The following is a 10,934-nucleotide window of genomic DNA, read 5'->3' on the forward strand; positions in this document are numbered from 1 at the left end:
ATGGCGTTGGTAGAAAATTTAGTGGCGCGGATTAATGCACTCGAAGCAAGGATCGAAGTATTAGAAAATCAGAAAAGTAAGGATAGTAAAAATAGTAGTAAACCAAGCGAGCTTTTCGGGGGAAGCTTCCCCCGAAAACGTTGCGCCCCATCAGCAGATGGATTTGCGAAACGCACCAAAAGCCTTCGTACCAAAAGTGGTCGTAAAAGTGGCGGGCAAAAAGATCATCCTGGCAGCACATTAGAATGGTGCGAAGAAGTGGATGAAGTATTTGTTCCTCCAGTTGTTGACTGTACAAGTTGCGGGACATCGCTAGAATTCGTAGAAGTATTGAATTTGAGATGTAGCCAAGTCCATGAGCTACCGCCAATCAAATTGGTGGTGCATGAACATCAAGCAGAAGAGAAGTGTTGCCCAAATTGCGGTGTAACGAATCAAGGGAAATTACCTGCATTTGTCAATAGTTTGGTGCAATATGGCCCAAGACTTTGATATCCTGCCAAATTTTGAGGGAGTTAGTGTTCATGATGGGTTAGCTAGTTATAGTAAATATGACAGCATCCATGCTCTTTGCAATGCCCATCATTTGCGAGAATTACGATTCATTGTCAAACGCTATGACCAAGACTGGGCAAGTGACATGATGACACTGCTGGTTGAAATTAAAACAAATATTACTATTGCACAAGTAGCCGGAGAGACAAGCCTAACTCTCTCCCAATTAGCTGATTTTGAACGACGCTATCAGGAAATAATTGAAGCAGGACTAATTGTTAATCCACCCCCGCCTATCGATTTAGATGTTCTTAAACCAAAAGGTCGTCGGAAACAGAGTCCGCCCAAGAATCTATTAGACCGCCTTCAACTACATCAATCTGCGGTTTTATTATTCATGCATGATTGGGAAGTTCCCTTTGATAATAATCAAGCGGAACGTGATTTACGGATGATGAAACTAAAGCAGCGGCGCATCGACTCGGAGGTTTCCTCCGAGTTGTGTGCGACAAGACAGAAGATTTCTGGTACTTTCCGCTCGATTGAAGGTGCCCAACAGTTTTGTCGGATTCGCGGTTATCTCTCTACTCTTCGCAAGCAAGGCATTCAAGTATTAGATGCGCTCAGACTTGTGTTCATTGAAACTCCACTTTTTCCTAGTCTTCAGTCTGAGTAGTTACGATTTTTCAGAAGCTATTAGCTTGAATCCAAAATACATGGATGCATATATCAAAAGAGGGTATTCAAAATCTTACCTTAATGATTACCAAAGAACAATAGAAGATTCTACAGAAGCAATAAAATTAGATATTAAGAAGAAAGAATATATTCCTTATAATAATAGAGGCTTGGCTCTATTTCATTTGGGCGAGAATGAAAAATCATTAAAAGATTTTGATCGATGCCATAAAATTTACCCTCAATTCTCACTTGCATATCATAACGAAGGATTAGTTTTTAGTAATTTAAAAAACTATAATCGAACAATTAAGTCTTACAGTAAAGCAATCCAATACGAGCCAGATAATTATGATGATTGGAATAGACGAGGTGATGCTTTTTTACGGTTAAATAAATATAAACAAGCAATTTCCGACTACGATCGAGCTTTGAAAGGTAAATCTGATGATTATATAACATGGACTAGAAGATCGATTGCTTTATATAATTTAAAGAAATATAAAGAGGCAGATTACTCTTGGAATAAAGCATTAGAGTATAATCCTGACAAAGCATTAGAGTATAATCCTGACTATGATTATGTATGGTATGGTAAAGCCCGAATGTATGGATTGAAAACAGAGTTATTGCTGGCAGTAAAGAATTTAAAGAAAGCGATTATCCTGAATCCAAAATACAAAGAGAAAGCCAAGACTGATGACGCTTTTGATTTAATTCGAGAGCAGCCTATATTTCAAGCAGTTCTATTTGAGAATAAGTGGGCGGCTCATTATTTTGAGAACCACTGAACCGCCTGACAATGTTCAGATACCGAACGGTAACACCATGCAAACAAAACTGCTAGAACAACTTTCCGCTACTGATGCGGCAATTATCTTGGAGCGACTACCCGAAAGAATCCGCGCTGCAATACTCGATTCGGCAAAGCCGAGGCTACGCCAACGAGCTGCTGAAATCGAGTACCCGATCGAAGCTATAGTTGAAATGGCGATCGCTAGTTTCCTAGATACAGAAGCATTAGGCTTTGTAGATTGTAAACCAGGTCGCGGACAATAAAATTTTAACTTAGATCGAAGTCTAAATTTCGAATCTAGATAGTTGCACTACCATTGAGATAGTTGAAATTTAGAGATGATGATTAGATCGATATTTCAGGCGATCGAGGTTGTAGGTGCAGTCACTCCGTACGATATTATCCAACTAAAAGTTTTCTATCCAGTAATGTCAGATAATGCCCCAGCACAGAGTATGGGCATCATCCCCGCCGATTCTCAACATGCGCCTTTCCCAGTAGTTATTTTTTTGGGTGGGATAAACTGTGGCTGGGAACTGTATCAATGGCTGGCTGTGAAATTAGCCGCGCGGGGGCTAGTAGTAGTGACTTTTAATTGGGTTGCTGAAAATCTACCTGGGAGCGTGGGGCTGACTCCAGGTGTTGAGATGAAGAACTTGGCTCCAAATATCTATGGTACAGCCCCCACCGCCTCCGCCTTGCCCGCGCTATTGTCAGCTTTGGCACGTTTGAACTCTGAGGGAGTTTTAGCGGGCTTGTTGGACTTAGAGCGAGTGATTTTAGGTGGGCATTCGGCTGGCGGTAGAGTCGCGATCGAAAGTGCCAACCCCAGTTTTTTCCCTCAAGTTGTAGCTGCTTTTGCCTATGGTGCTCATACGGCGGCGATCGTCCAGCTAGGCTATGAAGCTGGGACAATTTTATCTTTGTCTGAGGCACTACCACTGATGTTAATTGGTGGTACTTGTGATGGCGTAATTGCCAATAATAGTTCTCTTTATGGAGTAACTTGGGAACGTCCGACAACACCGATCGAACGGACATTCCAGGCGATGGTAGGTGGTAAAAGCGATCGTTATCTGCTCTTGGTAGAAGGTGCAAATCATTTTTCGATCGCCGATCCGATCGATGCAACTATAGGTGCTTCTTCCTTAGACTTTTCAGCTACTCAACCAGACGAGCAAAGTCGAAATTTAATTGCTGCGGCGATTGGTTTATTCATTGACGCTCATGTACGCGATCGATCTCATGATATCGTAGCTCTAGAGCAGTTGTTGACATCTGACGGGGCGATCGCCTCATGGGAGCGAAAATAGTTGATGTGTTAAACAGTTGACAGTTGAGAGTTGAATGCTGACAGTGGTAATCGCCATTTGGCTATACTTGGCACGGTCAAAGCTTGCGCTTTTGATAAAAACACGATCTATCGATAATGTCCCCATACCCGACAGCCCACACCCCACACCCTAACCTCAAATTATGACCGTGCAAAGTATAGTTCGAGTGTCTCAGACAGGTGGCGAAAAAATCTCCCAGTGTATTTGTGGGGGCGTTGCGACTAGCAAATCCCAACTCCCAACTATTTGTATATTTCCCTTAACAATCAGCAGTGCCCGATCGCCTGAATATGCTAGGTTGTTAAGTCAGTTGACAGCTTGCACTGTTGGCATTAGCCTGCCGTAGGCAATGCGTAGCCGAAGTGTTGACAGTTTGACCTTAATTAAAATTCTGCACTGTATATGACAGCTTTCTCCACGGACACCAAGTTTCTACCCCCTGCTGATGCGAAAAGTCGGATTACTCAATTCATGCGGGAGTTCCAGGATAGTGTCTGTCAAGGCTTGGAAGCAGTTGATGGCGGCGGTAAGTTTCAGGAAGAAAGCTGGGAACGTCCCGAAGGCGGTGGCGGTCGATCGCGAGTGATGAAAGAAGGTAATATATTTGAACAAGGTGGGGTAAACTTTTCGGAAGTTTGGGGCGACCATTTACCACCTTCGATTCTAGCTCAACGTCCAGATGCTGCTGGGCATCGCTTTTATGCGACAGGTACCTCGATGGTACTGCATCCCAGAAATCCTTATATTCCCACTGTTCATCTCAATTATCGCTACTTTGAAGCTGGCCCTGTATGGTGGTTTGGGGGCGGTTTGGATCTGACTCCCTATTACCCTTTTGCTGAGGATGCCAGCCATCTGCACAATACGCTCAAATCAGCCTGTGACAAACACAGTCCCGAACTCTATCCCACCTTTAAATTGTGGTGCGACGAATATTTTTATCTCAAGCATCGCAATGAGACTCGCGGTGTCGGCGGGATCTTCTTTGACTATCAAGATGGACAAGGAGCATTGTATCGCGGCCCCGACCCCAAGGGGCCAGCGGCTGAATATAGTGACTCGCTAGGCATTCCCAAACCTCGCACCTGGAAGGAATTATTCGCGATCTCTCAAGACTGTGCTTATAGCTTTTTACCTGCATATATACCGATCGTCGAGCGGAGACGCGATACTGAGTATGGCGAACATCAGCGCAATTTCCAGTTATATCGGCGCGGACGGTATGTTGAGTTTAATCTAGTTTACGATCGCGGCACGATTTTCGGGTTACAGACAAATGGACGAACTGAATCGATCCTGATGTCGTTACCACCGCTGGTGCGATGGGAATACGGTTATCAACCCGAACCCAATTCGCCTGAAGCCGAACTCTACAATACATTTCTCAAGCCTCAAGATTGGGCGAACTGGAAGCACTAACCACCAGTCTAAATCTACTAGTGCTTAGTATAGATCCAGGGTACCCACAAGGGGCACCCCTACACAATTTACCTGTAGGGGTGCCCCTTGTGGGTACCCTTAGATCTACGCTCTTACTAGTCTTTATATATTGATGACGATGTGAGTTAGATCTTTTCTTTGGTGAGATTGGTTAATAATTCCTGTAGTCGATCGATCTGTTGCGCTTCTGCCCCATATCGCCAAGCCGTATAAGCTTGAGAGATCTCTGTAACTAATACACTAGTTGAGGTCGATCGAGTTTCCCGCACTATTTGGGCATATTCTAAGGGAGTTTGGGCTGGATGTTTAGGGGTAGTATCGTCTAATCGAGCTAACATTTGCTGATAGACACGTTCGACTGGCGATAGTTTTTTTAACCATTGGCGATGTTGCCATTTGCCCCATTGTTGCCATCCCCACCAACCGCAAAATGCGATCGAGATTGCTATCGCGCTACCGCTAAATATCCCTAACCAACCTTGGCTAAATAGACCGAAAAATCCGCCAATGCCAACCGCTAACCAGCCCAGAGTCAGCGACCAAATATAGGCGAGCCAAGCGGTGACGGGAGAAGGTAGCCAACTAGCAACCCAGTTCCAAAGTTGCTGGAGTGCACTAAAGGTTTGGTCTTCATCGACACCTGGAGGAGTCAAGGGATGGCCTGGAATCGGATCGAAGGCAAACCAACCATAATCTGGGAAATAGACCTCTGTGAGGGCGTGTGCGTCGGTATTGGCGACTTCGTAGAATCCAGTAAAGGGATTGAATCTACCAGGAGCGAAGCCAACTGCCAATCGGGCGGGAATACCGATCGAGCGTAACATCATCGTGTAAGTAGTGGCGAAATGATCGGCATAGCCACCTGTTTCACAACTAGTCGATTTACCCTCACAGCGGAACAGAAACCAGCTTGCCAAATCGTCGCCATCTGGGACGCGGGCGAGGGCGATTGGGTCTTGTGGTAAGCGATAATGTTGCTTGAGATATTGGGCGAGGTAGAGAGCTTTGGCGTAGTTGGATGTCAATGGTTGACTATTTTTTCCGACTTGCTGTTGGGGGGATTTATCGATTAAATCTTGAGTGTATGTTTGGAGTTTTGCTGCAACCTTAGCGGGGATTTGTAGATAATAATTAGTAATATCTGGAGCATAGCTGGTACTAGCCTTGTCGAGCAATTGTCGATCGCGAAATGGTACTTGAGATACCGCAGTATAAGTTAAACCTGTCTGTAAGCCTACAGGCGATCGGACACTGCCTTCTTTATCTACGGCGATTTCTGGAGTCGGAAAGTATAATTCATTCACTGATGACATCGCTGGAATGATGTTCGGCAACTCTTCCAAAGCGGTGTAACTTTGAATTACCTGCTTGGTAGGCATTTTCGACGTGGGATAGCCGAGCGTAAATTTATAATCCCACTCAGGGCGATTAACTTTGCGCGTCTGAGAGTTACGAGAAATTTCCCAGCCTTGCCCAGTATACCGATCGAATGCCAATGCCCGCCAAAATCCTGGAGCCTGGGAACGCACCCGCATCACCATTTTTGGCTTCATTATCCCCCGCAGATTTTGATTTATCTGCGAGTTAAATCCATAATAAAAATTCTCGTCTAATGTCCCGTCGCTCTTGGCATCGCCACCTTTACCATCGCCACCATCGATCTGTTGACCTTTACCATTCCCCCCTTTACCCTTACGTTGATACCCAGGATTGATAATTCCTTTGGCATCAAACTTTTGCTGCTGATACTTAACTGGCGCACTGACGGGGAGAGAACCTTGGTAGCCAGGAAAGCGCGGCATCAGCGCGAAAATAACTAAACCGATCGCTAGTACTATCCCTAGCAATTGCCCCAATCGTTGCCAGGGTAAACCGATCTTGGTAGTCTGGGTCGGACTAGTAATGATTAATGGCGTCAGATTGAGACGCGATCGATAGTCGAGAAATAATACCGGAATTGCGATTGTCAAAAAGAGTAATAATAGCGGCGCAAAAGTGAGAGTTTGACTCAAAGTACCAGCGACACTAATCAAGATTAACCCGATCGTCATCGAATAACCCAAATCCTTGCGGCGCGGTAGATCGAAAGTATGAATTACCTGCATCTGCACCAATAACTCTGCCAAAACTAGTCGAGTATCATTCATACTGCCGACTAAATTCGAGACAAAATAACCTAAAGCCCCCAGCATTGCCAATGCTAATCCAAATTTGACCCCAATATTGCGATCGTGACGATGATACCAGCTCCAAGTTGCTCCGATAATACTCAACGGAATTGCCCACAAACTCAAATTAGTTTCCGCAGCTACATCGGTGGCAATAATCCCGATTACTACCATTAACTGTACCAATACCCGCAGCAGCAGCGATTCCTCTGGGGAAGTCTTAGGCATCTTTGCCATCTGCTGACGAATTTGAGCGAAGATCGAACTTGGTTGTGATGGGGCAGATGTGGGCATCATCGGAGTATAAGTGTCAATTATTACCCACTAACGATTTACCAGCTACCGTTGGCAATCTCTAGAGATCGCCATTGGGTTCGGGTGGTAAAGTTGGGATATTAAATATAGGGTGCCCAGATTCTGCCTCAATTGTTTCATATTCTTCAACTTCCGTCTCCCAAGGGAATAATGGCGGATGTTGCTGAATTTTGGCATCGAGTTGTTTTTGAATTAATACAGGTAATCGATCTTCCACGTTCGGCACTCACTCTCAAATTGATTTAGATCTTGGTTGACATACCAACCCCAGGTAATGCACGGTAACTGGTTGAATCTTCGTCTTCATTTGAATATACACCACCGCTATCCCCAAATCAGGACAGTCTCGATCCACAACTAGAGCTAAATTCGTCCTGTTTTCGCTAGGATAGTGGTGTTAGTCCTTTCCTAGTGACAAATTAGACATCTGGGGTGAATGGTGGATGGTGGATGGCGAAAAGGTGCTTCACTTGGGCTTTGCCCAAGTGAAGCACCTTTTCAAGACAGTGAATCATAAATGTCTATTTCTTGAGTGGGAAGGGAGTGTGTCATTTTGTCTGACGTTATGACTTAACCTAAAATCATCTATCGACGAGAGAATCGGTATTTCAGCAATTTAATTTTTAAAAACCTTTGCGATCTATGACGATTGTTACTCATCAGTCTCAGTCAATTCCCGCTGGTGCCTTGTGCCGCTTGCACCACATCGCGCTGAATGTGGCAAATATGCCAGCCTCACGCCACTTTTACGGTACGATCTTGGGTCTACACGAACTCACAGGCTCGGACATACCATCTAGTCTGGTTGAATTAGTAAAACAGGGACGAGTAACAAATTTTCGGCTTCCAGATGGCACTATTCTAGACTTATTTGCCGAGCCAGATTTATCGCCACCATCGCCCGATCCCACAATACAATTCACCCGCGCCAATCATTTGGCATTTGATATCGCTCCCGATTTATTTGAATTAGCGGTAAGAGTTTTACGCGATAATGATGTCAAAATTGAGGGCGAACCTGTGACTCGATCGACAGGTAAAGGAATCTACTGCTACGATCCAGATGGCTTCATGGTGGAAATTCGCTGCGATTGATTCACGATCGTTTCTGTGATTTCATCTCGATCGTGGAACGCTTACATGGATATACTTAATTTTGACCGATTGATTCTGCAAAGACCAAGTTACGCGAGTGTTTTAGCAAATAATCAGAATTAGAGATCGATCGATAAAGAAACTACAAATACAGAATAGTTTTTATACCATCATCCACCTCCGATTGCAATTCATCTGGCAGCGAACCAATTCTCTCTACCAAGAATTTTTTGTCTAACGTGAGAATCTGAGATACATTTGCAACAGAATCTTTCGGTAATCCCGATGCAGCTCTTGGCAACAATACATTGCCAGGAGCTGCTGCCAAATTAAGATTGGATGTGATAATGACCACAATGACTGTATTGATGTTGCTTTGAGTAAACGTGTCATCTTGAATCACTAAAACAGGGCGATTGTATCCAGGATCCGATCCTACTGGTTCGGGTAGATTTGCCCACCAAATTTCGCCTCGGTACATTACCATTCCTCACGCGGTAAAGACATAAATTGCATAGTGGCGATCGTCGGATCGAGATCGGAAGATTCTTCGCTGTAGATATTGTTTAATTTGCTCAATATCTGTTGGCGATTGTATTTTGATAGATAAGCTTGTAACGCCGTTGAGTAAAGTTCGCTGCGGGAAAGTCCTAACTGTTGCGCGAGGGCTTCAGCTTCGGCAAAAACTGAGTCTGGCAAAGAAATAGCTGTTTTCATAATTGGATTAGCTAGAATCATTATAACTTATTTATACTATAGTTATACCAAGATGGCAATGCCGGAGACTAGGATTTTCTCGCCTGTATTGGTATCGATTGTAACAGTGGCTCATCGCTAACCGAAAAAGCATAGGGAATATCGAGAGATAGAACTATAATGTGAAACTAAAATTGTAACGACAGGAGCCACTGATTAAAAAGATTTCAAATGGGCTTTAAGCAGCTCACACTACTTATTCCCTTGAAATGATTCTCTTGCAAAGACGCTCCGCGATCGAATTAACATCGCATCACCAAATGAATAAAATCGATAACGATCCTCGATCGCAATTTGATATAAATCTAATAATCGCTGCCTACCGATCGCCGCACTAACTAACATCATTAAACTCGATCCTGGTAGGTGAAAATTGGTAATCAATCCATCCACTACCCGCCATTGATAGCCAGGATAGATAAAAATATTGGTATTGCCGCTGTAAGGCTGTAATTTGCCCGTCTGACCTGCTGTTTCCAGGACGCGTACCGCTGTAGTCCCAACTGCATATACCTTACCTCCAGCGGCTTTGGTGGCGGCAATCAAATCGATCGACTCACTAGATATCTCCAACCATTCATGGTGCATCTGATGAGTAGTAATATCCTCAGCTTCGACGGGACGAAAAGTGCCGACACCTACATGGAGCGTTACTTGGGTTTGAAGGAGACCTCGCTCGGTCAATCGATCGAGTAGTTCGGGTGTAAAATGTAATCCCGCCGTCGGTGCGGCTACAGCTCCAGGTACTTTGGCATAGACGGTTTGGTACTGTTCGGGTGTAGATGATCTGGCATTAATATAGGGCGGTAAAGGTAGTTCTCCAAAGTCAGCCAGTACTGAAAGTAACGGGATCTCGTGGGGTAAATCAAATTGCAACACCCTACCTCCAGTTATTTCATCTCTAGCAGTAATCGTTACGGTAAGCTGGGGAATTTTAGCCTCAGGATGACGAGCATGAAAAATGATTTGGGTACCAATTTTGAGTTTGCGTCCTGGTTTCACCAGTGCTAACCAGCAGTTATGCTGTTGCTCGGATAGGAGTAAGATTTCTACAGGCGCACCTGTGGTTTTGAAACCATAAATCCGTGCGGGAATCACCTGAGTATTATTAAATACGAGCAAATCCCCAGCATCTAAAAAATCCTCAATCTCGTGAAAGTGACGATGTTGATAACCTCCATCGGGTTCGACTACCAGTAATCTCGATCGATCTCTGGGTACCGCCGGAGTCTGGGCGATTAGTTCCTCTGGTAAGTCATAATGATAACTGGCTAATAGTCGGTCTGGATCGGTATTCATCTTGGTTAGCTCGATCGAATAGTTACTAATAGTTTAAACAGTTAACAGTTGACAGCGAGGTTTCTACGATGGCGATTTAGACCCCACTGGGCGGGAAACCCCATTCGTGACAAGTTAAGGCGTAAGCTGCTTCAATAGTGAAATCATAGTTCGAGCGATCGCCCAAAGATCGAGTTCTGGAGCTTGAAGTTATTAGACCTCCTGCGAAAGTAAAAACATCATCTTTTTTAGTATTGTCTTGTTGCGCCTTCACTTGGAAGAAACCTCCGCGAAGCGCACCGCTGTTTTTGTCTGCTTGGGTATGGGTCATGGACGGTTCTTGAAGGTTTCCGTCAAGGGAAACCCTGTTCTCTCCCCAACTCCGTTATAGTTTCCCTTAAAGCCCGCTTGGTGCGCTGTCTTGTCGTTGTCTTGACCACACAACCTGGAGGTTTCCTCCAGATTGATGCGTCGCTTTTTTATTCGGCGTCGTTTTTATTTATAGGGGTCCCCAAGACAAAAAAAAAAGACAACAAGGGGGTTACCCAAAACAAAAAAACGCCGCTGTCTTGTAAAGGT

At 44.5% G+C, this 10,934-nt stretch carries 12 protein-coding genes and 1 pseudogene; 7 read left to right on the forward strand and 6 right to left on the reverse strand.

The genetic code is table 11. From position 1 onward, the window contains the following. From ACEW9J_RS06025 to hemF, 6 genes and pseudogenes are all read left to right on the forward strand, one after another. Window positions 1-492, forward strand: a pseudogene (locus ACEW9J_RS06025) (IS66 family transposase); the annotation flags it as partial. After that, complete coding sequence (locus ACEW9J_RS06030; protein ID WP_373544234.1) at window positions 476-1,171, forward strand: transposase; 696 nt, start codon at window positions 476-478, stop codon at window positions 1,169-1,171. The pseudogene ACEW9J_RS06025 and the gene ACEW9J_RS06030, both read left to right, overlap by 17 nt. 40 nt (window positions 1,172-1,211) lie before the next feature. Then, entirely contained in the window at window positions 1,212-1,964 is a 753-nt protein-coding gene (locus ACEW9J_RS06035; protein ID WP_373544235.1) for a tetratricopeptide repeat protein, read from the forward strand. A 37-nt stretch (window positions 1,965-2,001) separates the two neighbouring features. Beyond that, window positions 2,002-2,232, forward strand: coding sequence for a hypothetical protein (locus ACEW9J_RS06040; protein WP_373544236.1), 231 nt, complete (start codon window positions 2,002-2,004; stop codon window positions 2,230-2,232). 75 nt (window positions 2,233-2,307) lie between these two features. Next, the gene (locus tag ACEW9J_RS06045; protein ID WP_373544237.1) at window positions 2,308-3,282 is read left to right on the forward strand and encodes an alpha/beta hydrolase family protein; all 975 of its coding nucleotides are present in this window, start codon (window positions 2,308-2,310) and stop codon (window positions 3,280-3,282) included. Between the two features lie 423 nt (window positions 3,283-3,705). Continuing rightward, window positions 3,706-4,722: an oxygen-dependent coproporphyrinogen oxidase gene (gene hemF / locus ACEW9J_RS06050; RefSeq protein ID WP_373544238.1), complete on the forward strand. Its 1,017-nt coding sequence runs from the start codon at window positions 3,706-3,708 to the stop codon at window positions 4,720-4,722. A gap of 146 nt (window positions 4,723-4,868) precedes the next feature. On the opposite strand, the gene ACEW9J_RS06055 is transcribed toward hemF, so the two are convergent. After that, window positions 4,869-7,208: a DUF3488 and transglutaminase-like domain-containing protein gene (locus ACEW9J_RS06055; RefSeq protein ID WP_373544239.1), complete on the reverse strand. Its 2,340-nt coding sequence runs from the start codon at window positions 7,206-7,208 to the stop codon at window positions 4,869-4,871. A 58-nt stretch (window positions 7,209-7,266) separates the two neighbouring features. Beyond that, window positions 7,267-7,443 (reverse strand): hypothetical protein, encoded by a 177-nt coding sequence (locus ACEW9J_RS06060; protein WP_373544240.1) that lies wholly within the window; start codon window positions 7,441-7,443, stop codon window positions 7,267-7,269. Window positions 7,444-7,868: 425 nt separating this feature from the next. On the opposite strand from ACEW9J_RS06060, the gene ACEW9J_RS06065 reads away from it, so the two are divergent. Next, window positions 7,869-8,321, forward strand: a complete 453-nt coding sequence (locus ACEW9J_RS06065) for a VOC family protein (RefSeq protein ID WP_373544241.1) — start codon at window positions 7,869-7,871, stop codon at window positions 8,319-8,321. 142 nt (window positions 8,322-8,463) lie between these two features. On the opposite strand, the gene ACEW9J_RS06070 is transcribed toward ACEW9J_RS06065, so the two are convergent. From ACEW9J_RS06070 to ACEW9J_RS06085, 4 genes are all read right to left on the reverse strand, one after another. Beyond that, entirely contained in the window at window positions 8,464-8,802 is a 339-nt protein-coding gene (locus ACEW9J_RS06070; RefSeq protein WP_373544242.1) for a type II toxin-antitoxin system PemK/MazF family toxin, read from the reverse strand. After that, window positions 8,802-9,038 (reverse strand): CopG family ribbon-helix-helix protein, encoded by a 237-nt coding sequence (locus ACEW9J_RS06075; RefSeq protein WP_373544243.1) that lies wholly within the window; start codon window positions 9,036-9,038, stop codon window positions 8,802-8,804. The genes ACEW9J_RS06070 and ACEW9J_RS06075 overlap by 1 nt, the downstream gene beginning before the upstream one ends. A 231-nt stretch (window positions 9,039-9,269) precedes the next feature. Beyond that, window positions 9,270-10,376 carry a tRNA preQ1(34) S-adenosylmethionine ribosyltransferase-isomerase QueA gene (queA, locus tag ACEW9J_RS06080; protein WP_373544244.1) on the reverse strand — a complete coding sequence of 369 codons (1,107 nt, stop codon included), beginning with the start codon at window positions 10,374-10,376 and terminating at the stop codon, window positions 9,270-9,272. Window positions 10,377-10,452: 76 nt separating this feature from the next. Continuing rightward, the gene (locus ACEW9J_RS06085) at window positions 10,453-10,686 is read right to left on the reverse strand and encodes a hypothetical protein (protein ID WP_373544245.1); all 234 of its coding nucleotides are present in this window, start codon (window positions 10,684-10,686) and stop codon (window positions 10,453-10,455) included. Between the last annotated feature and the right edge of the window lie 248 nt (window positions 10,687-10,934).

The sequence above is a fragment of the Chamaesiphon sp. genome, from assembly GCF_041737865.1.
Taxonomy (GTDB): domain Bacteria; phylum Cyanobacteriota; class Cyanobacteriia; order Cyanobacteriales; family Chamaesiphonaceae; genus Chamaesiphon.

What these genes read in the sequence shown, in the direction of transcription:
- ACEW9J_RS06085 (WP_373544245.1), bottom strand. Translation starts at nt 10,686, where the DNA reads ATGACCCATACCCAAGCAGACAAAAACAGCGGTGCGCTTCGCGGAGGT.
- ACEW9J_RS06035 (WP_373544235.1), top strand. Translation starts at nt 1,212, where the DNA reads ATGGATGCATATATCAAAAGAGGGTATTCAAAATCTTACCTTAATGAT.
- hemF (WP_373544238.1), top strand. Translation starts at nt 3,706, where the DNA reads ATGACAGCTTTCTCCACGGACACCAAGTTTCTACCCCCTGCTGATGCG.
- ACEW9J_RS06055 (WP_373544239.1), bottom strand. Translation starts at nt 7,208, where the DNA reads ATGATGCCCACATCTGCCCCATCACAACCAAGTTCGATCTTCGCTCAA.
- ACEW9J_RS06075 (WP_373544243.1), bottom strand. Translation starts at nt 9,038, where the DNA reads ATGAAAACAGCTATTTCTTTGCCAGACTCAGTTTTTGCCGAAGCTGAA.
- ACEW9J_RS06070 (WP_373544242.1), bottom strand. Translation starts at nt 8,802, where the DNA reads ATGTACCGAGGCGAAATTTGGTGGGCAAATCTACCCGAACCAGTAGGA.
- ACEW9J_RS06045 (WP_373544237.1), top strand. Translation starts at nt 2,308, where the DNA reads ATGATGATTAGATCGATATTTCAGGCGATCGAGGTTGTAGGTGCAGTC.
- ACEW9J_RS06065 (WP_373544241.1), top strand. Translation starts at nt 7,869, where the DNA reads ATGACGATTGTTACTCATCAGTCTCAGTCAATTCCCGCTGGTGCCTTG.
- queA (WP_373544244.1), bottom strand. Translation starts at nt 10,376, where the DNA reads ATGAATACCGATCCAGACCGACTATTAGCCAGTTATCATTATGACTTA.
- ACEW9J_RS06030 (WP_373544234.1), top strand. Translation starts at nt 476, where the DNA reads ATGGCCCAAGACTTTGATATCCTGCCAAATTTTGAGGGAGTTAGTGTT.
- ACEW9J_RS06040 (WP_373544236.1), top strand. Translation starts at nt 2,002, where the DNA reads ATGCAAACAAAACTGCTAGAACAACTTTCCGCTACTGATGCGGCAATT.